Origin of the sequence: Pseudomonas sp. Z1-12 (assembly GCF_051132015.1) — a bacterium.
Classification (GTDB): Bacteria; Pseudomonadota; Gammaproteobacteria; order Pseudomonadales; family Pseudomonadaceae; genus Aquipseudomonas; species Aquipseudomonas zanjanensis.
This window is the reverse complement of the sequence record NZ_CP071647.1, coordinates 4,066,526-4,092,443: the sequence shown is the minus strand read 5'-3', so window position 1 is coordinate 4,092,443 and position 25,918 is coordinate 4,066,526. Positions and strand designations below refer to the sequence as shown.

The 25,918-nt window shown below is 53.2% G+C and carries 17 protein-coding genes and 6 pseudogenes; 15 read left to right on the top strand and 8 right to left on the bottom strand.

Annotated features, from left to right (window positions below; genetic code table 11):
* Nucleotides 1-432: 432 nt before the first annotated feature.
* On the top strand, nucleotides 433-2,091 hold the full coding sequence (locus J3P85_RS17260; protein ID WP_434702603.1) for a bifunctional 3-(3-hydroxy-phenyl)propionate/3-hydroxycinnamic acid hydroxylase: 1,659 nt from the start codon (nucleotides 433-435) through the stop codon (nucleotides 2,089-2,091).
* Nucleotides 2,092-2,093: 2 nt separating this feature from the next.
* The gene (locus J3P85_RS17255) at nucleotides 2,094-2,747 is read left to right on the top strand and encodes a TetR/AcrR family transcriptional regulator (protein ID WP_434577295.1); all 654 of its coding nucleotides are present in this window, start codon (nucleotides 2,094-2,096) and stop codon (nucleotides 2,745-2,747) included.
* A gap of 16 nt (nucleotides 2,748-2,763) precedes the next feature.
* Here J3P85_RS17255 and J3P85_RS17250 read toward each other — a convergent pair.
* Nucleotides 2,764-3,993: pseudogene (locus J3P85_RS17250) on the bottom strand (NADH:flavin oxidoreductase/NADH oxidase family protein).
* A gap of 256 nt (nucleotides 3,994-4,249) precedes the next feature.
* Between J3P85_RS17250 and J3P85_RS17245 the strand changes: the two are divergent.
* The 5 genes from J3P85_RS17245 (at nucleotide 4,250) to J3P85_RS17225 (ending at nucleotide 10,476) form a co-directional block, all read left to right on the top strand.
* Nucleotides 4,250-4,864 carry a TetR/AcrR family transcriptional regulator gene (locus J3P85_RS17245; RefSeq protein ID WP_434575553.1) on the top strand — a complete coding sequence of 205 codons (615 nt, stop codon included), beginning with the start codon at nucleotides 4,250-4,252 and terminating at the stop codon, nucleotides 4,862-4,864.
* An 83-nt stretch (nucleotides 4,865-4,947) separates the two neighbouring features.
* Nucleotides 4,948-6,039 carry a VOC family protein gene (locus tag J3P85_RS17240; protein WP_434702601.1) on the top strand — a complete coding sequence of 364 codons (1,092 nt, stop codon included), beginning with the start codon at nucleotides 4,948-4,950 and terminating at the stop codon, nucleotides 6,037-6,039.
* 93 nt (nucleotides 6,040-6,132) lie between these two features.
* Complete coding sequence (locus J3P85_RS17235; protein ID WP_434702600.1) at nucleotides 6,133-7,089, top strand: fumarylacetoacetate hydrolase family protein; 957 nt, start codon at nucleotides 6,133-6,135, stop codon at nucleotides 7,087-7,089.
* The gene (locus J3P85_RS17230) at nucleotides 7,089-8,993 is read left to right on the top strand and encodes an acyl-CoA synthetase (RefSeq protein WP_434702598.1); all 1,905 of its coding nucleotides are present in this window, start codon (nucleotides 7,089-7,091) and stop codon (nucleotides 8,991-8,993) included. Before J3P85_RS17235 ends, J3P85_RS17230 begins: the two co-directional genes overlap by 1 nt.
* Before the next feature lie 175 nt (nucleotides 8,994-9,168).
* A complete protein-coding gene (locus J3P85_RS17225; RefSeq protein WP_434702597.1) occupies nucleotides 9,169-10,476 on the top strand; it encodes an outer membrane protein transport protein in 1,308 nt (435 codons plus the stop codon).
* A gap of 177 nt (nucleotides 10,477-10,653) precedes the next feature.
* Here J3P85_RS17225 and J3P85_RS17220 read toward each other — a convergent pair whose 3' ends face one another.
* Nucleotides 10,654-11,382 carry a nitroreductase family protein gene (locus J3P85_RS17220; protein ID WP_434702595.1) on the bottom strand — a complete coding sequence of 243 codons (729 nt, stop codon included), beginning with the start codon at nucleotides 11,380-11,382 and terminating at the stop codon, nucleotides 10,654-10,656.
* 97 nt (nucleotides 11,383-11,479) lie between these two features.
* Between J3P85_RS17220 and J3P85_RS17215 the strand changes: the two genes are divergently transcribed.
* The 5 genes and pseudogenes from J3P85_RS17215 (at nucleotide 11,480) to J3P85_RS17195 (ending at nucleotide 14,930) form a co-directional block, all read left to right on the top strand.
* Nucleotides 11,480-12,109 (top strand): TetR/AcrR family transcriptional regulator, encoded by a 630-nt coding sequence (locus J3P85_RS17215; RefSeq protein WP_434702594.1) that lies wholly within the window; start codon nucleotides 11,480-11,482, stop codon nucleotides 12,107-12,109.
* A 315-nt stretch (nucleotides 12,110-12,424) separates the two neighbouring features.
* Nucleotides 12,425-12,712, top strand: a pseudogene (locus tag J3P85_RS17210) (Arm DNA-binding domain-containing protein); the annotation flags it as partial.
* A 344-nt stretch (nucleotides 12,713-13,056) separates the two neighbouring features.
* Nucleotides 13,057-13,728 (top strand): hypothetical protein, encoded by a 672-nt coding sequence (locus J3P85_RS17205; protein WP_434604252.1) that lies wholly within the window; start codon nucleotides 13,057-13,059, stop codon nucleotides 13,726-13,728.
* Entirely contained in the window at nucleotides 13,721-14,428 is a 708-nt protein-coding gene (locus tag J3P85_RS17200) for an RES family NAD+ phosphorylase (protein WP_434604254.1), read from the top strand. The genes J3P85_RS17205 and J3P85_RS17200 overlap by 8 nt, the downstream gene beginning before the upstream one ends.
* A 253-nt stretch (nucleotides 14,429-14,681) precedes the next feature.
* Entirely contained in the window at nucleotides 14,682-14,930 is a 249-nt protein-coding gene (locus J3P85_RS17195) for a hypothetical protein (RefSeq protein WP_434604256.1), read from the top strand.
* A gap of 1,113 nt (nucleotides 14,931-16,043) precedes the next feature.
* Here the strand turns inward: J3P85_RS17195 and J3P85_RS17190 are convergent.
* The 4 genes and pseudogenes from J3P85_RS17190 to J3P85_RS17175 all read right to left on the bottom strand — a co-directional run.
* Nucleotides 16,044-16,623 (bottom strand): annotated as a pseudogene (locus J3P85_RS17190) (transposase); the annotation flags it as partial.
* A gap of 148 nt (nucleotides 16,624-16,771) precedes the next feature.
* Entirely contained in the window at nucleotides 16,772-17,020 is a 249-nt protein-coding gene (locus J3P85_RS17185) for a hypothetical protein (protein ID WP_434604261.1), read from the bottom strand.
* 358 nt (nucleotides 17,021-17,378) lie between these two features.
* A pseudogene (locus J3P85_RS17180) lies at nucleotides 17,379-18,762 on the bottom strand (IS4 family transposase).
* 900 nt (nucleotides 18,763-19,662) lie between these two features.
* Nucleotides 19,663-19,869: a hypothetical protein gene (locus tag J3P85_RS17175; protein ID WP_434604264.1), complete on the bottom strand. Its 207-nt coding sequence runs from the start codon at nucleotides 19,867-19,869 to the stop codon at nucleotides 19,663-19,665.
* Between the two features lie 337 nt (nucleotides 19,870-20,206).
* Here J3P85_RS17175 and J3P85_RS17170 point away from each other — a divergent pair, with 337 nt between their 5' ends.
* Nucleotides 20,207-21,718: a sensor domain-containing diguanylate cyclase gene (locus J3P85_RS17170; RefSeq protein WP_434604267.1), complete on the top strand. Its 1,512-nt coding sequence runs from the start codon at nucleotides 20,207-20,209 to the stop codon at nucleotides 21,716-21,718.
* A gap of 637 nt (nucleotides 21,719-22,355) precedes the next feature.
* Here J3P85_RS17170 and J3P85_RS17165 read toward each other — a convergent pair.
* Nucleotides 22,356-22,793 (bottom strand): annotated as a pseudogene (locus tag J3P85_RS17165) (methyl-accepting chemotaxis protein); the annotation flags it as partial.
* A 150-nt stretch (nucleotides 22,794-22,943) separates the two neighbouring features.
* Nucleotides 22,944-23,666: pseudogene (locus J3P85_RS17160) on the bottom strand (PAS domain-containing protein); the annotation flags it as partial.
* Between the two features lie 834 nt (nucleotides 23,667-24,500).
* On the opposite strand from J3P85_RS17160, the gene J3P85_RS17155 reads away from it, so the two are divergent.
* Nucleotides 24,501-25,193 (top strand): hypothetical protein, encoded by a 693-nt coding sequence (locus J3P85_RS17155; protein WP_434702592.1) that lies wholly within the window; start codon nucleotides 24,501-24,503, stop codon nucleotides 25,191-25,193.
* A 437-nt stretch (nucleotides 25,194-25,630) separates the two neighbouring features.
* Entirely contained in the window at nucleotides 25,631-25,852 is a 222-nt protein-coding gene (locus J3P85_RS17150; protein WP_434706447.1) for a hypothetical protein, read from the top strand.
* The last annotated feature ends 66 nt before the right edge of the window (nucleotides 25,853-25,918 follow it).

Genomic DNA, 25,918 nt, shown 5'->3' with positions numbered 1-25,918 from the left:
TTAGGCATAACCAGTCCACTGGGCGAGCATGTCCGCAAAATGCTCAAAAGGAGTCGACGACTCGGTCGGTGCGTGCTCGCTCGTAGCGAGATGAGCCCTGCCGGCCTCCACGGGCAACACGACGCGTCATCATTACAATGGTTAATCATCGCCTATCTGCTCTTCGGAACAGGCGGCTAATAGCCGGTTAGGGGCGCCAACGACGCCTTCAGGTCCGAAGTTTTATTTCAGGCGTCCCCTAAAACGATGGCTCGTGACACCAGTTTGCAACGATCCTTGCTGCCGGCGAACCCTCCTTCGAGCGGAACGGGTTACTAGCCAGAAATGATTGATTTCTCAATATTGAGGATTTTGTCATTTGCGGATAACCTGTTCCTGCTTCACGACATGTCCTTCGGGCGGTCGGCCTCTCCCCAATAAGAAGAGCTCGAGATGAACAATAAGAACCCACCCAAGCAGCCCCCCCTTTTGGTTGATGTGTTAGTGGTTGGTAATGGCCCGGTTGGTGCAACACTTGCCGCGCTACTGGGGCGATATGGCGTCAGGACGCTGGTACTGGATAAGACCCACGACGTCGTACTCATGCCCAGAGCCATCGTCTTGGATAACGAGGCTCTGCGCATTCTGCAGTTGGCTGGCCTGGCCGAGGACGCCTTCGAGAAGGTCCTGATTCCTGAAGTCCGTATGCATTCACCGGTGCTTGGTCAGTTTTCTCGAGCCAATACCAGTGGCAGCCTCGACGGGCATCCGAAGCTTGTGACGTTCTACCAGCCAGATCTCGAGCACGCGATGCGAGCGCGATATGGCACTTTCGACTCAGTTAGCAGCATGGGAGGGATGGCGCTAGAAGGTTTCATTGAAGACGAGGAGGGTGTCACAGCTTCTGTGATCGGTGAGGACGGTCAAACCTACGCCATTCGAGCCAAGTATCTCGTAGGAGCAGATGGCGCCAGCTCCAAAGTTCGGACGCTGATAGGTCAAGATTTTCAGGGAAGCACCTATGCGGAGGATTGGCTCATTGTCGATGCCTGCAATCGGCATCACACGGCGATCAATCATGTTGAATTTCTATGCAATCCACAACGACCTACACCTCACATGCCTGGCCCAGGTGGACGGGAGCGATGGGAGTTCATGCTGCAACCCGGGGAAAAGCGTGAGGAAATGGAGAAACCCGAGAACGTTGCCAAGCTGCTGTTGCCTTGGTCATCCACCGAAGAAGTGCAAATCGAGCGCAAGGCTGTCTATCGCTTCCATGCGCGTTGCTGCAAGAGCTTCCAGAAAGGGCGGGCATTTCTCGTTGGCGATGCGGCTCACATCACGCCGCCTTTCGTTGGGCAAGGTCTGGTTACCGGTCTGCGCGATGCTGCCAACCTTGCGTGGAAGTTGGCCTGGGTGCTTCGCGGTCAGGCGTCCAGCGCTGTTCTGGCCTCCTACGACGCGGAACGTCGTCCCCATGCACAGCAAATGATCAACATGGCGAAACTGATGGCACGCCTGGTGATGCCTCGCAATAAGCTGGCCGCTTTCTTTATTCATGGTCTGATGCGATCGCTGTCATGGACGCCGCCGACCCGGCGTTTTTTTGAAGAGTTGGACATCAAACCAAAAAACATTTTCAAGACTGGCCTGTTCCAGTGCCATCGCCGTGGTGACAAGCTGATCCGTGGCGGACTATTTCCACAGGCCTGGGTTCGGGATGCGAACCGCCAGTTCCAATTAAGCGACGACAGTCTCGGGGATCAACTCACATTGGTTGGGTTTGGCGTTGACCCGCGCACCTTGCTGGACCAACGTCATGTTGATCTTTGGGCCTCGGTGGGAGGCGTTTTCCTGCATATTGGTTCCCATGGACAATCACGAGAACAGGGCTCAGCGTTCTTGGAGGACCTGAACAATGCCTTCCTGCCGCTGGCGAAGACCGGGACATTGGTGGCCGTGCGCCCTGACCGGATCATCATGCACCACAGCCCTGGGGATCAGGCTGCAAAGATGGTCGAAGAGTGCCTCGATGTGCTCGGGGTTGTTCGCGACTCCAACATCCAGGATCTTTCCACTAACATGCACATGTCCATCGGAATAAGAGCTTAGATATGGCGCCTTCCACCCAGCCCACTCCACCTACGGCCGAACCGCCTCTTTCCCGCGGCCACAAAAAGCGTGAGCGTACGCGTCGTGGGCTGGTGGATGCAGCACTGCGGCTGTTTTCTCGGAAAGAGTTGGGCGAGATCGCATTGCTTGAAGTTGCCGAAGAAGCAGACGTCTCTAACGGCACGATTTATAACTACTTCCGAACCCGCGACGAGATGGTTGAAGCAGTAGGTATCGCGATGGCGACTGAATTTTCAGACGCCGTCTCAAGCCTGAGTCAACACGTTCCTAGTGGCGCCGAGCGATTGGCAATTGGTGTCCGGATGTTCATTATCCGGGCGTCCAATGACCCTCAATGGGCCAGCGCGTTGTTGAGAGTCTTCCATTTCGACCGTGCTATGCGCTCTAGGCTGGCGATTCATGTGCAAACAGATTTAAGGGCCGGGCTGGCCGAGGGCGTGCTTGCTTATGAAGAAGAAAGCACGGCCTTTGACCTGGTATTGTCGTGCACAATCGGAGCAATGCGCGCGGTGGTGGAGGGCAGGGCCGTAGTCGGCCATGATGCCCGTGTTGCCGAGATGATTCTAAAGGCGCTGGGCGCCGCTTCCACTAAGGCCAAGGAGATTGCCGAGGCAGCGTTGCCTGCCCCGCCATGACATAGCGAGACCTTGGTCAGGCTCGGTCAACCCACTCCCGATAAACTCGGGTCTGCCGGCGAGCTTTTAACTGGCTGGAGAGCAGCGTCACGAGTGGGGATGCCTTGGGATCGGTTGACCTGCCTTGGCTCAACAGCCCCAACTGTTTTTTGACCAAAGCGGCCGTTGCCATGGATGCCAATGCCTTGTGTTTCCAGGGTACAACAATCGGAGAGACATCCAATTCTCGCCCCGCCGCCCACTGGCCCGGTAGCTCAGGCTCGACAGCCAACGCCGTGGCCATTCCTACCATCGAAACCGACCCGCTCACCACTCGCTCAGCGACGGCTTTTCTACGCACACCACCAGTCACCATCAACGGCATGCAAGCAACGTCACCTATGCGCTCGGCGAATTCCAGAAAGTAGGCCTCACGGGCGAGGGTGCTGCCGTCGCGTGTCTGGCCTTGCATGGCCGGACTTTCGTAACTGCCACCCGATAATTCAACCAAGTCTACCGCCATCTCGTTCAGCATCCGCACAACCTTGGCAGCATCGGTTGCACCGAAGCCGCCTCTCTGAAAGTCGGCTGAGTTGAGTTTGACGGCTATGCAGAATGCCGGTTTGACCCGGCTGCGTATTTGCTCAAGGGTTAGAAGCAGCATACGCGCCCGATTTTCCAGGCTGCCGCCCCACTGGTCGAGGCGTCGATTAGTAAGCGGCGATAGGAACTGGCTAAAAAGATAACCGTGGGCGGCGTGAACCTGGACACCAGTGAAGCCGGCTTTTTCGGCCAACACCGCGCTATTGGCATAGCGCTATATTTCTATTTGCAACTCGCTCAATGCCTCCGGCTGGGCAAAGGCCTTGGACAGTCCCGGGATGTTCAGTGCCACGGCAGAAGGGCCTCGCGCGGGTTGTCCCATCGCTGCGAGCAATTGGCGGCCGGGATGATTGATTTGCATCCAGGCTTGCGCACCACGGCTGCGACAGGTCTCGGCCCAATCCTTGAACCGACTCAGATAACGGTCATTTTCCAGCACCACACCTGCAGGACCCGTCAATGCGTACCGGTCGACCATTACGTTACCAGTGATGATCAATCCCGCGCCGCCTTGCGCCCAGCGCCGATATAGCGTCATCAACGCCTCCCCTGGCGCGTGGTCACTATCCGCTAGGTTCTCTTCCATTGCCGCCTTAGCAATCCGATTGGGTATCACAGCACCGTTGGGTAGCCGAAGCGGCTCGAACAGCTTTGAGCGAATCATGAGTAGCACCTTCGTCGATAAGTAGTCAGCCACCCCATGTCTTGAACTTTGTAAATTTTAGGGCAGAGCACCTTCAAATTGAACATGAGTGTTCAATTTAGTCAATCTGGGATTCACGCTGTCACGCGTTTATCTACGAGATGCGTGGAAATTTCACGGCAGTCTCGAATATCCGCAGCTGCAACTGGACGAAGAGGGGTTGACGAAAAATGAACACGAGTGTTCAATTGGCCCATCGGTGTACTGGAGATTGAATATGGAAACCCTGAATCCGACCCAACGTCGCATTCATCAAGCAGCCTTTCGCTTGTTTGCTGAAAGAGGCACCACGCAGATCAACATTCTTGATCTCGCACAAGAAGCGGGCGTGGCCCGCGGAACGGTGTACAGCAATATCAAAAACATCGAGAGCCTGTTCGAAGCGGTCGCCAGCCACCTTGGCCGAGAGATGCATGAGCGTATACGCAAATGCGTTCACAGCCTTGACGATCCGGCGCAGGCGCTTGCCTTTGGTATTCGTTTTTTTATTCGACGAGCCCACGAGGAGCCTCAGTGGGGAGCTTTCCTGCACCGCTTCGCCAGCAGCCATGCTTCCTTGCGTGAGATGTTTGCAAGCCAGGCGATGACAGACCTTCTCAGGGGTATGGCCGGTGGTCGCTACACCTTCCGGCAGGAGCAATTGGTGGGGGTCGTGACGCTGATTTCCAGCAGTGTCCTAGGCTCGATTTTCCTGGTGTTGGAAGGACACCGGACGTGGCGTGACGCCGGTGCCGATAACGCAGAGCTGGTGCTTCGGGCCTTAGGTCTGCCTCCCGAGGAGGCGCGAATGTTGGCAACTCAGGAGTTACCGGCGCTGCCCACGCTCGACTAGCGCTTTTCCCAATGAGTGACAGCCCTTCAGCAAGGGGTGACGGCAATGCTTTGCCCAAGAAAAGATTGTGGAGAATAAAAATAATGACCCGCACAGACGTCGTGCTCTTGTTGGCAACACCGCAGCCCGCCCGCCATCCAAACCCCACGGTGAAGGCGCAATGCCTGACGCATTTGATCTTTGAAAGACCGGCGTTGGACAAGACCGCGCGCTTTTTGACGGACTTCGGTTTGACTGTCCTTGAGCAAACCGAAGGCACGCTTTATCTGCGCGGGACTGAACCTACGGCTTATTGCTATCGCGTTCATCGAGCCAAACAGGAGCGCTTCATCGGCATCGGACTGAGCGTCCAAACCCTCGAAGACCTGAACCGCCTTGCGCTGGTTCCTGGCGCCTCGTCAGTCGAAAATGTCTCGCATCCCGGCGGGGGGAGATGCGTCAGACTGACGGACCCTTCCGGCTTCGTCGTTGAAGCGGTCCACGGCCAGACCTATGCCGATTCCCTCCCACACAGGGCCGCGCTACCGCTAAATCTGGCGCTGGAACACGCTCGTATCAACGCGACTCAACGGCCACCGATCGAGCCGCCACAAGTGCTCAGGCTGGGTCACATTGTCGTTGAGGTGGCCGATTACCAAGCAACCTGTGCCTGGTACACCAAGCATTTCGGACTCATCCCAAGCGATGTGCAAGTCTTATCCGACGGCTCGCCCGTTGTCAGCTTTCTGCGTCTAGACCTGGGCGAAACACCGGCCGACCATCACACGCTGGCAATAGCCCAGGGGTTTATGGCCGCCTACAGCCACAGCGCCTTTGAAGTTGTCGATGCCGATGCGGTCGGCATGGGGCAACGGGTGCTACAGGAGCGGGGCTGGAACCATTCCTGGGGCATTGGTCGCCATATCCTTGGCAGTCAGATCTTCGATTATTGGCAGGACCCCTGGGGCGACAAGCATGAGCATTACTGTGATGGGGATGTTTTTACCGTGACTCAACCTTGTGGGGTCCATGCCGTAAGCGCCAAAGCAATGGCCCAGTGGGGGCAACGCATGCCAAAGCGTTTTACGCGGCCGCGAATGAGTCTGCCCAACCTGCGCATGTTGTTCCGCAACCTCAGGCGTAGCCCGGATGTCACCTTGCGCAAGCTCGCCAGCCTATTGCGAATGTTTGCCTAGGGTAGTCGCCTAGCCGCCGGATTTCTCTCGAAGGCGAGTCAGCCTACACATGCCACAGCGCACCGACCTACCGAAGTCCCAGGAGTAACCCCAATGTCTGCTGTAAACGTTGTTCGCTTCCTATATCGCAATGGCATCCACTGGGGCGTGATACGCAAGGGTCGTATCACCGTGGTGCCGGGCCATTTTGAAACCACCGGCGATTTTATCCGGCATAACGACATTGATGATCTTGCCCGGCTGAGCACAACGGAGCTGGCTGAGTCAGAAGTAGAGTTGCTATCTCCCATCACCCGAAATCAACAATTCGTTTGCCAGGGCGCCAATTACCGGCAACACATGATCGAGTCCGGGATGGATCCCGACGTGAAGAAATTCAACATGATTTTCACCAAGGCGACCAGCTGCCTAGTGCCGGCGCACAGTGATCTTGTCAAACCACGCGAGGTGCGCTTTCTCGATTATGAGATCGAACTCGGGCTTGTCATGCGAAGCGACATCAGCGCCAGGGTCAAGGTAGATGAAAATAATCTGCACCAATTCGTCGCTGGCGTCGTGATCGTCAACGACTACTCTGCGCGGGATATCCAGATCCCCCAAATGCAGTTCTATAAAGGTAAAAGTTTCCGCACGTTCGGGCCTGTTGGTCCTTACCTCTGCCTGCTACGCGCCGAACAAATGGGTTACCTACGAAATCTGGAACTGCGCCTAACGGTAAACGATGAAGTCCGTCAGTGCGACTCCACGGCAAACCTGGTGTTTGGGCCGGCGGAAACCCTTAGCGAATTGTCAGGCGTTCAGGATTTTGCTGCAGGCGACCTGATAGCCACCGGAACGCCCGCGGGCTGCGCGTTAACCGTACCGTCGCCGGCCAAACAGCGTATCGCGGCCTTATTGCCCGAGGCGACCAAGTGGAAAATGTTTCTCAAGGCACAAGAAAGCCGAACTCAGTACCTCAAGGCTGGCGATATCGTCGAGGCACGCATTCGTAGCGCCGACGGTGTGATCGACCTGGGCATTCAGCGCAACCGTGTCGTGGAGCAAATCTGATGCCTATCCAAACCCTCGACGATATTCATGCATTGGAATCCGTACCGCTCGTTGAACGCGACCTAGCGCCGAACACGTATGAAGCGCTGCAGCGTTGTGCGCAACGTAATCCACAAGCCTCCGCATTAAGTTTTTTTGTCGACGCCGCTGACTTCGCCCATACCCATGAGTGGAATTACGCCCAGCTCTTCGCCGAGATCACCCGTGCGGCCAACGCCTTCCATGATCTGGGTATTGTCCCGGGCGAGGTGATAGCGTTTGTTCTGCCGAATCTGCCTGAAACTCATTTCACAATATGGGGAGGAGAGGCGGCGGGCGTCGTCATGGCAATCAATCCGCTGTTGGAAGCCTCGCAAATAGCCGATCTGTTGCGTGCCGCCAATGCCCGTGTAGTCGTGACGCTAGCGCCCATGCCAGGCAGTGACCTCTGGCCGAAAATCGCCGGTCAGCTCAGTCATCTTCCTGACCTCAGGCACGTTGTCTGGGTGAGCATGGAGCCTTACGTCAACCACCAGTTCGGTGCTGCCTTGCGCACCATGGCCATGCAGGAACGGGACCTACATAAACAGGTGCTCATCCACAACGATCTGCGCGCATTGATGATGTTTCAACCAGCCGACACGCTAAAAAGCGGCCGAAAAATCAGTGAGGACGAAATTTCTTCGTATTTTTGTACGGGAGGCACTACAGGCCTGCCGAAAATTGCCGCACGCACACACGGCTCGGAAGTTTTCAATGCTTGGGCAATGGCCGCCCAGATGCAACCACGAGAAAGTGGCCAAGTGCTTTTCTGCGGGTTGCCGCTGTTTCACGTCAATGGGCAACTCGTCACTGGTCTTATGCCATGGACCCAAGGGGATCACGTCATCCTAGGCACGCCCCAAGGATATCGGGGGCCGAAGGTCATCGAGCGATTCTGGAACATGGTCGAGCATTTTGGCGTGAATTTTTTCTCGGGCGTGCCAACCTTTTACGCCGCTCTACTGCAACAGGATCCAGGCGATAACGACCTGAGTAGCCTCAACTACGCCTTGTGTGGGGCGGCGCCGATGCCGGTCGAGCTTTTTCGTGAGTTCGAACGGCGGATTGGCGTTCGCCTACTTGAAGGATATGGCCTCACCGAGGGCGCTTGCGTGTCTTCTGTCAATCCACCCCAGGGCGAGCGACGTGTGGGCTCCATTGGGCTGCGTCTGGTCTATCAGGACATGCGCGCCGTCGTGCTGGACGCACAGGGTAAGTACCTGCGAGATGCCGATCTGGAAGAAGTAGGCGTCATCGCCATCCACGGACCCAACGTGTTCCATGGCTATCTGGAACCCAGTCATAACCTGGGTGTATGGATCGAGATCAATGGGCAGCGCTGGTTGAACACTGGAGACTTAGGTCGCCAGGATGTTGACGGCTATTTCTGGCTTACAGGCCGCAAGAAAGAATTGATTATTCGTGGGGGGCACAACATTGATCCCAAGAAAATCGAAGAGGTGTTGCAGGCACACTCTTCGGTCGAACTGGTGGCCGCCGTCGGCAGTCCCGACGCCTACGCTGGCGAGATACCGGTCGCCTATGTGCAACTGCGCCCAGGGCACTCCTGCACCGAAGATGACTTGATGCAGTTTGCCAACCTGCGTATCAGCGAACGTGCCGCGATGCCCAAGCGTATCGAACTGTTGGAGTCGCTGCCGTTGACACCGGTTGGCAAAATCTTCAAACCGGCGTTGCAACAGCGTGAGATCTCGCGAGTGATTTCTCAGGAGATCCAGACGGCCGGGTTGACCGAGGTCACGGTCCAAATCGTGCAGGACAGTCGCCGCGGGATTGTCGCTCGCATTTCCGCAGGTTTACAGCGCGAAGCCTTGGAACCGCGAATAGGCCGCTACAGCTTTCAAATTGAATGGACGAAGTAATCAGCTGTTCACAATAAAGCAGTGTCTTTTTTAGTTATTGATAGAAAATAACGAAGTTTTTTTAACTGGATATTTAGCTGCCTTAAAAAGGCTGGCGGGTGTCTTTATGTCTCAAAAATAAAAATCATGTGTGCGCTATTCCAAAAACAACAACTACAACAAGAGCAGTCCTCAAATGAACTATAAAAAGGTCGAAAAACGCTTAGCTCTATCCAATAAAACGTTCACGACAAGCACCTTGATACTTACGGTCATCGGTTTTTCCAACGGCATCTTGGCGAACGGCCTTACCGTGAACGAACAAAGCGCAAGTGGCGCCGGAACAGCTTATGCGGGTCGTTCATCCTCGGCTCTGGATGCCAGCACGATTTATGGAAATCCAGCCGGGTTGACGAAGCTTAAACGTAGCGAAGTCAGCGGCGGGGTCGCCGTGTTCGATGTTAAGAATGACATAAGCGATGCCCAGGGTGGCGCCCCCGGAACAAATAAGGGCGACTTCGTACCCATGGCGCCGGTGCCGTTTGGCTATCTTTCTACGCCCATTAGTGAAGACCTTTCCGTTGGCCTTGGCCTATATGTTCCGTTTGGTCTGGTCAATGATTCTGAAAGCACTTTCCAGGGTCGGTATCAGGGATCCTACAGCGACGTCAAAGTCGTCACCTTACAGCCGACCATTGCTTATCGGATCAATCAATATGTTTCGATTGGTGGCGGCCCCACCATCAATCGCTTTGATGCCGAGCTACAGAACGATTTGGCTACCGGCGCTTTCAACGCTGGCCAAGATACCACTATTAAAATCGACGGAACGGACACTGCGCTAGGTTATAACTTAGGATTATTGGTTGATCTAAATCCGGCAACGTCGTGGGGTATCACTTACCACTCCAAGGTCAACTACCACCTCAAGGGTCATACTACGGTCAGCGATTCACCTGGTTTCCTGGGCCTCAATGGTAAATACGACGCGAAGCTGGATATTACGCTTCCCGAATCAGTTGACACGTCCATAACCCACCATTTCAACGAACGCTGGACTGGTTACCTAGGGGCGACCTGGACGCGTTGGAGTCGAATACAACAAATCGAAACTGAAACCAACGTCTCGGGAGCAGGCAATGCTGGCAGCTTGGAGAGCTTGAGCGAACCATTGAACTGGCGAGACACCTGGTCCGCAGCAGTTGGCGGTTCCTACCAGCTCACACCGCAATGGGTATTGCGTGCCGGATATGCCTATGACCCTTCGCCTTCACATAACGCAGACAGAAGCGTGCGGCTGCCCGTCGGTAACCGTAAGTCGGTCACTTTGGGAGCAGGCTACTCACCGAACCCTAACGTCACGATTGATGTCGCCTATGGGTATGTGTGGGAAAGCACCGCATCAGTCAATAAAGCCAACGCTTCTGGAGTGCAGCCCGAATATTCAGCCAAATTCGACAATAGTGCGAATGGCTTGGTCACTCAGATGACCTATCGCTTTTAACGGGCCAACACCGCAAGCGCGAGAGCTGTTCTAGTCGAGGCACTCTATTAATCCGTAGAAGCGGTCGGCGCGAGCTATAGCGGCCTAGGCTGTTCAGCTTCTCGCTCCTTTGTATGAGGTCAGGGTTTGCGCCAATCAATTGCGAGCATTGTTGCGTCTGATGACGACTTGCTCTTCTTAGTGCACAACCACGATATCTGCAGTAGCGCGGCGCCACTGCTCTTCAACCCGCGCATCGTCCGCGCGATAGCCCAGTGCAATTACCAGAGGAACCACCGAACCCCGAGGGAGATTAAGCAATTTGGCAACTTGAGCGGCAGAAAAACCTTCCATCGGACAGGTATCTATTCCTTTTGCCGCGGCTCCGAGCATGAGCGTCTGAGCAGCAAAAATGGCGTTGCGCGCCGCCCATTGTCGACCACCGATATGACCTACAGGTACAAGGGATAAAGTGGGGCGAAACAATGCTGCGAGAAGCACAAGGGGCGTCCACAGAGATGACGCCCCAACACCGAGAATCTTCTTAAACATCCCTATCTGTTTGCGATAGTAAGCCTTCGAGTCCTGTCCCAGCGCCGATGAGCGCTCAACATGCTCCAACTGCGCTTTGGCGGTGCGCATACCCAATGCAGGACTTGCCACAATCACGATGAAGTCTGCTGCCGACGCAGCCGCTTTCTGCCCATTGCAGGAAGCAGCTAATCTAGCTTTCAGGACAGGGTCCCGAATCCAATGCAGCTCATAGGGCTGCATGTTCCCACTTGAGGGGGCATACGCGGCTTCAGCGAGCAGAGCATAAATTTCTGGTTCCGGAATTACCTTCGGTTTGAATTTACGAATCGCCCTGCGAAAGCGATTAGCCGCTTGAAAGGCGTCCCAAGGGGATACACGGTCTTTTGCGTTCATGTTCTAAAGGTCCCGAGAAGGTGGAAACGTTGTGTTTTCATGTTTCAAATCGTAAGTTAAAGCTTACGTTTTAAAAACTCACGTTCTGGAGCTTTCCATGAGCAGCAGGCAATCGGCTGTCAAACCCAGGAAAATCCCGGCTCAGGCGAGGTCCCGCGCGACCGTCGAGGCGATTATTCAAGCTGCTACTTACATTTTGACCAAGGTAGGCTGGGAAGGTCTGACGACGAACGCAATTGCAGAGCGCGCAGGCGTCAATATCGGTTCGCTGTACCAATTTTTTCCAAACAAGGAGGCGGTAATAGCTGAATTACAGCGCCGTCACGCTGCCGCGACCCGTACAGATTTACTAGATGTAATCAACTTGCTGCCGCAACAGCCATCCCTAAGAGATGCGCTTACCCTAATTGTGGAAATGATTGTTACCGAGCATCGAATCGCACCGGCCGTTCACAAAGCTATCCACGAGGAGTTGCCCCATACCGTACGGCACATGGCAGAGGATCAAGAAGGACTTCAAAGACAATTCTCCCAGGTGCTGAAGCCCTTTATGACGAACGTTCCCGATCCAGAGCTCTCAATCTATCTAATGGGAATTGCGGCCCATGCAATAATCCACACGGTGACGGCAGATAAGCCTGACTTGCTTGGCAATCCAACGTTTGTCAAGGAGGTGGTGACTTTGCTTGAAAATTACCTTTGTAGAACTCAGCTCGAAATTTTGTAGGTGGGGTGAAGCGACGCGATGGCCATTGAGGGCGGAAGGAGTTCAGGATTTGGCGCCGGAGTCTCCTATTCAGGAAAATTGGTGAGCAGCTTGAGAGGAGCGTGACTGGTCGGGCCAAGGAAAGAGGGGGCACCCACAATGAGCACTTTCCGCTCCAATCAATGAGCCTTGAAAACAAGTTCAGAATGGATCAACAGCCCCAATTTTGTATATTTTAGTACACCAATTCGTCCCTTGGTAAATCAGTTTTTAGAGCTGCTTGGCACTCCGAAAACGGTACAACCCTCCTTCATCCATATGAGTGGAGTTAGTCCAATGGTCCTTACCAATACGGCGGTCCGACACGCCAGGCCTCGCGCCAAAAACTACACCCTTCCTGACTTTGATGGCCTTGCGCTTTTCGTGAACACGAAGGGCACCAAGAGCTGGCACTTCCGTTTTTCTTGGGCGGGCAAACAGCCTCGTATTTCACTCGGTACTTATCCTGAAATAGGTCTACGCGATGCTCGCGCTCTGCGTGATATCGCCAGGGCGCTGGTCGCGAAGGGGATCGATCCCCGCGATCAGCGACGCCTTGAGCGCAATGCCAAACTGTTGGCCGAGAAAACACCTTCTTAGGCCGATGTGATGCAGATATTCAGCCCTAGGGGGGTAGGGGCGGGACCGCCCGATCTGACGTCGTGGGCCGCTGGGAATTCAAGCAGCGCTGAACTGGGTTATGCCAACTCTCGGTCCGCCATTGCTGGTCTTGAGCTCGCTCGCATAACTGAAAAAGCCAAGATCGTATCCTTAGGCTTTTCGTCCCAGAGTCACCGTGCTGATCGACGGCATGGTGTGCTCCACTCAAACCTACCTATGTATCCGGATGAATGGAGCTTAGGCTAGAGTTTGGGTTATCAAGATTATGCTAGGATTAGATAGCGCAGATAACTGGTGAGGAGATTTCCATGAGCGTTACAGAGCAGTCGGGCGTCTCCACCTTGGTCGGTACGCCTAAGGAGGCTCGGGCCAGCTTAAGCCGCTCGCATGCGGACCGAGTGCTGGTCGTGTCTTTTGATCAGGTCAACCTCAGCGTATTTGAGGCCTTGGCGGAAAACTTCGCCAACGTGGCCTCCTCAATGTATGAGGTGCTGCAGGAGCGTCAGGACCCTAAGTCGCTCGAGCGACTGGCCGAGGTGTTTGTGACACGTAAGCCGCCTTCGCCTCGCCTGCTCAAGGAAGCGGCAATGCTGGTCCAAGCCCGCAAAGCGGTGTTGGAAAGCGGTGACTGGCTGACCGCCGCGGATATCGCCCAGGTTGCACAGTTGAGTACACGAAACCCGAGTGCCCAGCCCAACAAATGGAAAAAGCAGGGGCAGATCTTTGCCATCAGTCACGGTGGGGTCGATTATTTCCCGGGTTACGGCTTGGATCCGGATGCGGGCTATCGGCCGTTCAAGGCATTAGCCAAAGTCATTGAGGCTTTCGCTGGCCACAAGGACGGCTGGGGTATGGCTTACTGGTTCCGCTCAGATAACAGTTTTCTGGGCGGCAAAAGGCCCCAGGACTTGCTGGCGTCGGCGCCTGATCGGGTGATTGCTGCCGCACTGGATGAGATCCAGGGCATTGTCCATGGCTAAGCAGCGTACCGAGACCAGTGAGGGTAGGGCGACGCCTCCCACGGATTTGGCGGCGTCCGTTACCCCAGCGCCTGCGGCTACGTTGCACGTCACTTTTACCGTGATCGCCAAAGGCGATGTACTTCATCGTGTGCACCAGGATACGTATCAGCCTGATCAATTCAATCCTGGTGTGCACGGCAACGCACGCTTCAGCCCGATCCAGGATGATCAGGGGCGGGCGATTCCCACCTTGTATGGAGGCACGACAGTCGATTGCGCCTTGATGGAGACCGTCTTCCACGACGTTCCCCATACGGCTGGGTTTAAGAGCTTCGACAAAGGCAAGCTGACTCGACAGGTGCATTCTGCCGTCCAGGTTAGCCAACCGCTGCACCTGGTTGATCTGTCCAGCGTGCCCCTGCGGAAACTGGGCATCACTCGCAAACAACTGATCGACACTGAAAAAGATCAATACCCTGCGACGCGCAAATGGGCCGAGGCAATCCACCGTCAGTGTCCAGATGCCCAAGGGCTGTCTTGGGTGTCGCGACAAGATGATTTGGCACGTGCGGTGGTGCTCTTTGGTGACCGGATTCCTGACGGCGCACTCCATCCGCAGGGGGCGTCACGCAGCTTGACCGGCGACTCGACTATATTCGACACGGTGCTCAATCTGGCAGAGCGGATTGGGGTCGTTATCATCGCGGGAAAAAGCTGAGTCAAAATGACCGAACAGTGGCCCCTGGAATCCGCTCTCTGAGGCTGGAATTGCCATTCCCTCAGTCATTAGATCTTGCCGGAAACGGCGAGTTTTTCAATGGGGGTATTAATGGTAATTTCCGTACAAGTTTCACGTAGTGTCTATCGCCAGACTCGTTTCGCGTATATCCCAAGGAAGGGGAGGTGCCTGCCACAGAGCGCAGCAACAACGGTGGCTGGTTCCGTGCTGGCCTAGAAATGCGGAGCTCGTTATGGACGTCAACCCGATGTTAAATGATGAACTGGTGAGCCGGCTGGAAGAGAAAATTCCAGCCATGGCGAAAGGCGCGATTAAGGCGGCCTATATCAATACGTTGGCGGCCGGACTCAGTGTGATGGAAGTCAGGGATGGCATGCTCGTTGAAACAACGGCCGATGGCCTGCACACGGTTATTCGGATGGCCAAGCCCAAGCATAAGGTAGCTTCGGGCAGGATTATCAAGGTGCGCCACCTTTCATAGCGAGAGGTTGAGCGCTGTATCTTAACGACGTCGCCGCGGGGGGGGGGCGGGAAAGAGTGTAGGGCGGACGGAGACGCTAACTCTGTATTGTTGATATTTCTTTAGGGGACACGATAGAAACTGCAATAATATGTAAATTAATGCTATGCAAAGCGAACGCCAGTGCAGAGACGCTCGCTTTACGAGCGTGGTTATTTCCTTGGTTTTGCAACACTCAATGGGTAGACGCCATAACGACCATTTACTGGGTAATAATCACCTTTCGGGTTTTTTGATACAAAGAAAAGATAAGATTTTCCGGCCTCGCAACAGTTGGGTTGGGCTTCAGGGATCGTTCCATTGTATGCGATTTTGATGTTATCCGAGGGGTTGCTTTTTAGCACCTCTATCGGCTGAGTAATGGCTAAGTCGTAGCCAAAATCCTGGTTTTTTTTTTTGAGATTTAGTGACAAATCTAATGAATACGAGATCCGATGAGGAAACTTTATCCTCAAGCGACATTTTCTTTAGCTCCAAGCAAAAAGCAGAGCTCGTCATAAAGCTCATTGCTGCAAAGGCTGTACTGACTGATATAATTTTAGATATTCATATTTCACTCCCTGTGGCCAAGATCTTGAGCTCTTAAAGGCTCTTTCTTTATCTCGGCTCTGACTTTATTCTCATTGGAAACTGCATTGCCTGTGTCGGAGCCAACCATTCTTGGAATCGCATGCCCAACCATCTCGTGCATTAATGCGCCTCCTTGATCTGGGTTTACGCTTCCTCCATCTTGTGCTCCACAACTTGTTATTTCTTTGCCGACAACGACAAGATGGGCAGATCCGACGCCAAATGAAGTAGTTGCAGCGCCTCCATAATCTGAAATACTAACATCTCTTCCCTCTTGGGCGCTATACAATGAATCAGCAAGCTTAATGTATACGGAGTTCTTGCTCGCGATTGCTTGTTCCAGCCTAGCGCTATAATTTTGAGCCTCCAGAAGGGTTGTTGTCTCCGGTAACCTCTAGTCGGTTGGAACTATTAAAGCCAAATATTTTTGATGTGTGGCTATTAATCATGCTTGCAATGATTTTATTATTTCGGCTATCGGCAGATACCGCTTCTCTACCATCTGATCATGGAGCGGGCGTCTGGATCGGTCAGTGAGGCCTGTTTATCCGGCGATTCGTTGAGCTGGATTTCGATCGCTTTAAGCTCTTTCATTTGCGTCTTCAGCTTGGCAATTTTCTCCTCCAGCCGCACGGCGCTGGGCTCGGAGGCTGTTGGCTCTTGCCGATCGGCGGCATCGAGTGCTGTCAGGTAACGGTTGATGCTCGATTCAATTTCTTCCGTTCGCCGCTTCAGTTTGGCGCTGGTGAAATTGCGGTCGCGGTTGTTGACTGCTTTGAATTTACTGCCATCGATGGCGACCAGATGTTCTCCGAACAGTCCCAACTGCTGACAGAGCACAACGAACTGGCGACAGACGCCTCGAATGGCCTTGCTGTTGTCTTTTCGGAAGTTGGCGATGGTCTTGAAATCCGGCATCAAATGCCCGGTCAACCACATCAGCTCGACGTTGCGTTGAGCTTCCCGCTCCAGGCGTCGGCTTGACTGGATGCGGTTGAGATCCGTAGATGTAGATCTTCAACAAGACCGAGGGATTGTAAGCAGGTCGGCCAGTGTCGGCTGGAATGGCACCTTCAAAACCCAGACCCTCTTCGCTGGGCGCGGAGCTCGAAGAGGTTAAGGCTAAACACAAGCGTACGACGTCATGGTTTGCAACGCAGATGGTCAGAGTAGGCCGAGTCGAGTTGACCGTAGTTCATTGCGGGAAGGGGTTCACAACCTCCTTTACGATTCTAATCGCTCATTGGCATTTGGGATCCGGTCGGCCTTCCATCGAACGCTGGCATCGGATCAACCTGAACGCTGCTAGCTAGTAGGGCGGCCCATGCATCACAAGCGAGTTGGTGACGCGCTGCCGCTTCGGCCCAGCGAACGCCCGAAACCTCTCCTGCTGTCACTAGCATCATGAGATGATTCGTTGCTGCATCGACATCCAACAAATGCCTATGCGCTCTGAAGCGGAAATCATCATTGGTGCTCATCGGAGTACTCCACCTAGGATGGGCAGCCATTCCCTTTAGAATCCTGCTTGGAAGTATCGCATACCGCTTTTCATCTGATGAGCCTAATTTTGCCCCCAAATCAAGCAAACGGACGGCCGGAGGATATGGCTTTTTTCGGGATGCAGCTGGCTGAGCCTAGTCCCATCTTCGGTGGGTTCACCGCTGTGTTGCTTCCACCCACTTGCACTCACGGGAGCTCATTCGATGGAAGGTATGGAGCGATTCAGGGAAGAAAGAGTAATTAGCAGCTTGCTTGGCAGAGGTGGCATAAACCCGGTTCTGCCATCTCCTTTCTCTTAATTCATGCGGTAAAAAATAACCCTAACTCGAATGGCACTTACTTAACCTTCTTTGGGTGTCCATTCTTCCTGACCTCGGCCCTTGCTGATCGACGTGTTTTCATCAGCGTGGGGTAAGGCTTGGGCCTTCGTTTTATAGCGCGCGGCTCAATCCTGCCAGGACGTTGACCGACCCGTTTCTGAGCAATCAGCTCAAGCAAATTCAGCAGCCGATCCTTTGCTCTTGAGCCCCATACTGCCTCAACGCCAGGCACAGCTGAAGGCAATGCTTGAAGCTCAGTTCGCGAGGCAGACAGTCGGCTAGCAGAGCTGATTTCGTCATGAGCATCCGTATCAGGTTGTGGGCCAGCAAGTAGACCCACAACTCTTTGACGGCCATGCCCGGTGTCTTGCAGCTCAGTACCTCAAGCCCCAGGGTAGTCTTGAGGTTGCGCGGATCCAATTCCACATGCCATCGGTCCTTGAACAGTGATTTGAGGGCGCTTTTGGCACCTGCTGTGGGCAATTCAAAGTAGTGACCAGGATTTTCCCACCGGCCTTCAACTCACGTACTGTCAGCGTTTCAGGTGCCTCGTCGTAATAGGCCTGACTCATCCAGGACGGCTTTGCCTTGGGCTTTTTCAACTCAACCAAATGATCTTCCGACCCCAAGGGCTTTCCCAACTGAAAGTCCGTGCTACGCCGTCGAGCGCCATATTGTTCGAACACCCCGTCCACGCCTCGATGTTGCAATTCACACAACAAAAAGTAGGTTGCGTAGTAGGCATCGCCCAGCACAATGTCACCTCGTTCCAGAGTATCGAGCATGGTCCTGAGCAGCGTCTGCTCATCATCTCCTTTACCGCGGAAACGTCCCAACGAGGCATCCAAAACAGCACCGCTGGCGAGGCAAACAATTCCCACCACCCGGCAGATGGGAAAGCTCAGTCCGGCTTTCTGCCCACGAGATTGCGGATAGGCCTCTTGGTTGGCCGGCGTATCCGGCAGGGTAACTGTAGTGCCATCCACGAGGCGCACAGGTCGCCCTTTCCAACGCCACGATGACGGAGCCCGGTTGCTCATCGATGACCCCGTGGAGCGCAACAGGGTTGAAACCATCTCCACCGGCAGCCGCGCTCTGGCTTTGCAGTAAGCACCGGTATGAATGCTGTTGGGTTTCAACCCTTCGCAGGAGCGTTTGATAGACAAATCATTCACGGCATTCTGGCAGGAGCGATCGGCGCTCATCGCCTGGGACAAAAACAGGGACAGTGTTTCGGTCGGGGCGAATAGCCGCTGGCGATGCTTGGGTATCGACGACTCGACACCCCGCAATAGCTCTGGATCGGTGAGCAGCTTGAAGAAAGCATGAGCATTGCTGTTCGTGGCGTGCTGGCGTATACGGTGCTGTTGATGACGGACGATTTGGCGTCTACGATTCACTCGGGCTGTGTCCTTGCTTGATCGGTGTGTGTTCGCAACTATCACCGTAGACCAAGGCCAGCCTTTTTTCATTTTTTGCAGGCGTATCAGCTAGTTAGCCGTTAAGTAAGCGATTTAACCCTAACTCTAATTTCCTTGTAGTCCAGGCGAATGGGGGGCGGGGGTTATATTAGTTGCTACTTATAGAGATCAGCCTGAGTAACGGTAGATAGAGCAGCCGTGCTCATGTTTTTGGCTGTCGCTCGCGGGTATTGCCACTAATGTTGCTTCGATTTACTTTAACCCGGACGGTTTTGCAGCGCTTTGGCCATCGGGACTTGGCGCAGTCGGGCTGCTTGCTTGGTATATCTGGGGAATGTTCGTACCCAAACAATGCGTTAGTTTTGGTAAGCATGCAGTTCGCTGCATGAGTATCAATCGATACGGTGATAGGCGTAAGTACTGAGCAACGTAGTGTGACTAACCTAAGCGCTCGTCAGTCAGAGTGGGCCCGGGTAACTGTCAGTGATATGGAAAAACGTTCAGCTTTTCAGTGTGTAGTATGCAAGCATGACTGGGTGGAAGTAGATCAATACAAGAAGAAAGGAGGTTGTTTTCTAATAGATGCAGGGCGAAAAGACTAAAAAGGTCGAATTGAGCTTAAGTAAATTTTACCTGATAATTCTATAGAGTTAAGTGTGATTGTCGGTGCTTCATTGGTTACGTGCTTATTCGAGCTTCGCAGTTATAGGGGGGGGGTCGCTAGATTGGTTTTTATGCTTTCAGCAAGCGTCGTCCATTACATTATAAATTGACACTTAGGCTGTTTCAGGTGGTCGGAACTTAGTGTTGTCGGCCAGCTTGGCATTCATCACTTAGGCCGCCATCTAATTTTTGGCCCCTAGTTTTGCCAGCTCTTGCTTACTGTCCGGCATTTTCTCCGATATTCCATAAAGCGCCACGGACGTTGTTGGCAGCGTCTACAAGCCCTTGCTTTTCCGCTTGTAACGTGAGCTCCATAATGGCGGACTTTAGCCCGAGCTGATTCTCGTTCATTCGTTCCAGCAAGCCTGATAGGGAATATTCATTGGGCATCGGCGTTAGCTCCAATTGGGAGAAACTGAGCATAGCAGCTCCGCCGAAGGTGAGCGGGGCGCAGCTACCGACGCATTTCTGATGATATTGAAGAAGCGGATCGCAACGAACTAGGGCGGTGAGCCGAGCGTCCCTGGTTTCGTTGGGGTAGCCGAACAAAAAAAGCGGACGCATAGCGCTGGTCGGTCTAGCATTAAGTGACGAGCCGCACACCACCCAGCATAATGCTACGGAAGTCGAATCGACTTGTTTCACTGCGTAGTGATATCATTTGGCCTTCAGTTGGCAGGGTTAGGCTCAGCTAGCGTTCATATAATCACAGCTCGTGCGTCGCTAGCGAACGCCAACCGCGCCACACTTGGAGAGGGAATTGTTAAGACATCGCGTTGCGACGACTAAGGCAGCTTTGATCGCTGTATCGGCTCTGCTGGTTACAGTGGTTCCTATGTGGGTGGCTCTTGATACATGGCTTGATCACGAGCTAGCCATGGTGGAACAAGCGGCTGGCAACGATGCCTCGAATTTAACAATAGCATTTGAAGAGCACGTTCAGAGCGTGGTTCGTTATGCTGACGCTTTGCTCCTAGATATACGTGAAGACGTCCTAGAGGATCCTGAAGGGCTAGATGAGGTAGTTAAGGAGGAGCTGGAAGTCTATGGGGACATGTTTGCGCAGGTCGCAATAATAAGAGCGGATGGACAACTGGTATACTCCTCGTTGGGTCCCATATCTGAAGAAATAAATCTAAGCTCCCGTGAGCATTTTCAGGTGCACCGGAATAACCCTTCTCAAGATAAGCTTTTTATTAGTAAGCCGGTGCTTGGCAAGATTTCTGGTGTTTGGTCTATACAATTCACCAGACCAATACTGTCTCTGAATGGATTCGCCGGGGTTATCGTTCTGTCAATTCCCATAAAATTCTTCACGGATTTTTATGAGAAAATAAACATCGGTCAGAATGGTCTTATAGCACTGGTCGGATTGGATAGAGTACCTCGGGCTGCTGCGTCGAAGAATCTTTTGAATGTAAAATTGGAAGGGTTAGTTCTTCCAAAGGATAAGCTATATTTTTACGGCTCGAATCCTAGGGAGGGGGTCATCCGGGAGGCGAGCGCATTTACTGCTATGGATAGTTTGGTTGCGTATCGCAGGTTGAAACAAACAGAGTTAATTGTAATGGTTGAACTTTCGCCAGCAGATTACCTCGCCCCCTATGCTGAGCGCAGGGATTTTTTAGTTTACAGTGCGGGGATAAGTTCAGCGCTTCTGGTTGCCTTTGTTGTGTTTGTTTTTTTTGCCACCAAACAGCATTTAGGAAATGCCGCTGCCCTTAAGCAAGCGCATCAGGCTCTCCAGCATCTCGTTAGCGTCGATCTTTTAACAGGGGCAAGGAGCAGGGGAGATTTTTACGAGGCGCTTACCGTAGAATTCAACCGTGCAAAACGACACAATACAGAGCTCAGTTTAATATGGTTTGACCTTGATCATTTCAAGAAAGTGAACGACACATACGGCCATCCGGTTGGTGATGTCGTGCTGAAACAAATAGCGCGTGTTTGTAGTAACGTGCTCCGGGGACACGACGTGTTTGGTCGTCTCGGTGGCGAGGAGTTTGGTGTCATATTGCCCCATACGGATAGTAAGGAGGCCCTCAACGTGGCCGAGAAATTACGTTTAGCTGTAGAGAACACCAGTATCGGTACGGAACGTGGGACGATCCAGGTCACGATAAGTTTAGGTGTTAGTTCTGCTCTGCCTAGTGGAGATAGTCCTGGTCAACTCGTCGTGCGGGCGGATGATGCTCTCTATAGCGCTAAGCGCGCCGGGCGGAACACGGTGGCCGCTGCCCCTGTCAGTCCGCTAAATAAAAATATTGCTTGAGAGATTAATAAGGGGACGCACAGCAGTGAGTAGAGAGTTCATACTCTAGGCCTCCTGTAGGAATTGCGTTGGGTCTGAGATCATCTGGGTAAACGCCTTTTAAAAATAATGCGACCCCGGCCCTTGGTTGCGTTCAGCTTCCGTTTTTTCCTCGACCATTCTGCTAACGCTCTTGAATGCTGTCGTCAGGTCCAGTGTTTTGTCAGCATCCGTGGTGCTGGCCTCTTTACCTATCGGCTAAGCAACAATCGCCGCATCGTCGATTACCTTCGGTGTGCCCAACTGCTTGTCCTGCGCTCTGGCTCGCTCAACCTATGCCATCGTACGGGCTCGACGTTGGCCCGCTCCAATCTTTGCTGCAGCTGCAAGGCACGGTTAGCAGCGCCTTGCCTACTAATTGCCCGGTTTAAATCTCCGCTAGGCATTTCAGTGGCGCACGTAGTTTAGGCTGCTCTTCCGTCTCCTAGTAGCCGACGCCAAGGGAAACGGAGGTGGTATTTTCTCCTTACGGCTCCGATTGCCGCTGGCTTGATTGTTAAGATCGGCCTATATGGGAATGCCATCCGTTCGATTTGGAAAAACTTACACTAAGTAGGTTGCGGCCTCCTGAATCTAGGCTCTTGAATTACCAAGGCGCTCATTTTAGTTGGTTTGCAAATCGTTCTACTGCACTGACGACTTGCTTCGCTCCCTCTTGAATTTGCACAATCACTGAGCCAGCTTGGTTGGCAAGCGCTAAGCCCTGCTCTGCTTGTTGCTTGCCACCGGCCATATCCTGCACGGCTTTATTTACTAAATCTTGATTTCTGCTCACAACGCCAACAATTTCCTCCGTAGCAGCACTGGTGCGCCCCGCCAACTGCCGTACCTCATCCGCGACCACCGCAAAGCCACGTCCTTGCTCACCGGCCCTGGCTGCTTCAATTGCTGCATTCAGCGCTAGAAGATTGGTTTGTTGAGCGATGCTGCCTATTGTCTGCACCATTGAGCTGATCAGATGCGATTGCTTACCCAAGTCCTCAATGCTCAGGGATGCGGACTGCATCTCCACCGATATACGGCGCATAATATCAACCGTTTCCCGGACAACCGACGCGCCTTCTTGAGCGGTAGAATCCGTGTTTTGAGAGACTTCGTAAGCGATACTTGCCGCTTCGTTCACTTCGGACTCTCTATCTACTTGTTCCGTGATGACAGTGGCAAACTTAACGAATTTATATAACTTGTTTTGCTCATCATAAACTGGGTTGTAGGAAGCTTCGAGCCATATTGTGCGCCCGTGACTATCAACCCGCTTAAATCGTCCGGCGACAAACTCGCCCTTATTGAGAGTCTCCCAAAATGCGGCGTAGGCCGGTGACGACGCTTCATCGTGCCCGCAGAATATTCGGTGATGTTTACCTTTAATCTGATCTAGGGTGTAACCCACTGCTCGAAGAAAGGACTCATTCGCCGTGAGGATTATGCCGTTGGGGTCAAATTCAATTATTGCGGTAGATCGCGAAAGCGCCTTTATAAAGGCTTCGTTCTCTCGGGCGAGGTTCATTGAATCTGTTATATCTCTACCGAAAAATTTGATGCTTATTAACTTGCCGGCATCATTTTTTACCGGTTGCCATAATCCCCATAACCATACCAAGCTTCCGTCGGCGTGCAGGTAACGATAATTATCGCTGACCGAGTGCCCCTTGTCCACCGCCTCACGTAAATTTCGGTAGCAAGGTAAGTTCACAACATAACCGGGGACAATCTCTCTTAAAGGGCGTTTGATAGAGGAGCTTTCATACCCCAGCGCCTTTAGAAATTTTGAATTTGCGTCCACGATGTTAAAATTTTCATCAAGTGTGAGAGTTAATGTCTCTTCAGTCAAACCGGTGAGTAGCTGTTGAAGTACTGCTAGATGTTGCTTTGCTTCTTGCAATTCTTGCTTTAGATGATTGTTAAACATTTCAGGCTCCTGAGGATTCGCCGGTCGTTTCCAAGGTATCGGCCTCTGCGACGCTAGCTTGACTGAGGCTAGCCGTGGGGGGACAAATACAAGGGAGACTGAGGAAATTTTCCGATGAGTGGATAGACGGCTACCAATAACGTCTGTCCCGGGTGTGACAGGCAATACTCAACGAGGCTGAGCCAGTGGGTTTGGTCGCCTTTGGCTGAACAATTTCTCAGAGAGTCCAGGCATCCGCTTGTGCTCAGAGGTCAAAGGCTGGCCTGAGCGTTTAATCCCCAGCCCGTTCTATCCTGTATTTGCGATTAATTTCTATTCAAACTCAGCGAGGCGGTAGAAATATCAAGGTGCTTCGATGCGACAGTCCGGTTTTTGCGATTGGCAGCCGAACGCAAGAATCACTGAAATTGACGGTCGGAACTTTAATGCAGAGGTTTGTGGGTTTCTGGAATGGCCACACAATCGGAATGATCCTTCGCTTTTGTTTCGGTTAGCAAACCATTAAGCCTTTTGAAGATTACGCGAGCATCTTAATCGTGCCCCACAGGCGGAGCGATTCGATCAGGCCTTCATACTTAGCCAATTCAAATGCTAATGGGCGAGTTTCTGGCTATGCGGATTTCGTTGGCAGCAACACGGCCTATCGCACACGGTATGGAATTGAAGACGTGCAATATTAGAAGGTGACGATAGTATATGGCGACGTCGAAGCCGCGTCGTGCCCGTACAGTTGTAGCTGGGCTCTGCCACCAGTAATACTGGCGGCCCCAGGAGCGTACAGCGCTTATTAACTCAGAGACTCCCTTATGTTGCATTGCGCATCGGCCAGTCTTCATGGAAGGGCAGGACAAGACGTTTGTCGGCGACGTACACGAAGCGGTAATGCTTGCAAAGCTTTTGCCCAACCCTTCGGGGGAACCAATGAAATTTGTCGATATCAGCATGCCGGTACAGGATAAAGCCGGACGCTTTATCGGCGTACTGGCCACCCACCTTTCCTGGCAATGGCCCGCAGAAATAGGCCGAACGATGTTCGAGCCTCTGAAAAATAGCCTTCCGGGTTTAGAGTTTCTGGTTGTTAGCAAAGACGGGACTGTCCTGCTCGGCCCCAAGCACCTGATCGGCAAGCCAAGTGAGGCCGGCATAGCTCATAACAGTCAGATCCGATGGTCGGTGAATAAATGGCAGGATGGAAAAACCTATGTGGTGGGATCGGCTGAAAGCAAAGGACTTGATGGTTACCCTGGTTTGGGCTGGACTGTTTTAACGCGTCAGCCGGCAGAAGTCGCCTTTGCTGAGGCAAACGGACTCCGCGCAGAAATACTTCTTTGGGGAGGCATGTTATCCATCGCTTTTGCTGTGCTTGGATGGTTCGTAGCCGGTGTCATTATTGGACCGCCAAACCGAATAGCTGAGGCTGCTACGCTTCTCTCCGAAGGGGCCGATGTAGACATTCCGCTGGTGAAGGGGAGTATTGAAGTAGAAAAGCTGAGCATGGTCATTTTCGACACTTGGTTGAAAGCCTGACGCAAAAGAAGGGGCAATTGGCGCTCATTAAGGGGGTAGCCTATCGCGACAACCCACAACGAGCAGGCCAAGTGAGAGCATCAGCAAGCGACCAGGCGCTATTGCACGCAAAATCGCGAATGAATGCATAACCGATCCTTTTTTTGTTTTGCTATTCGCGCACGTTAAAACACGTGCCCGCTTGAAACATAGCTTACTCATTGGAGTTGCGCCCGAGCTGAAGGTTGATGCTGTTTACGTCTCATCAGGGATGTCACCGGCGGCGTAAAGCGTCCTCTAGTCTAGCGCCTGAAAGACTACCCCTATGGTTTCGCCTAACAGTTTTCCTAGCGCTGGCATGGCGTACATTTCATCTGTGCCGTGTTGACCACCGGCTTCATAAATCTGGCGCCGCCGAATTAAGCACCGGCTTCGGGCGCGCGCACTCTTGGAGCCTTGTGAGCGAATCAACTTGCATCTTCTGCATGTTGAGCGAAAAGAGGGATGTGCTTAGACAGGGCTTTTTGCGCGGCATCGTCCCAGTGATCGAGGTGCATATGAGTGACGAAAACTGCGTCGACGCCGGCGATAACTTCATGAATCAGGCGCTACCGAAGAAACTGTGGGACCAGCTCGGACTGGTCTCCATACTGGATACGATCAACGGCTTATCTGCATGATCTGAACCGCCGTATACGGAACCGTACGTACGGTGGTGTGAGAGGACGGCGGATGTAAATCCGCCT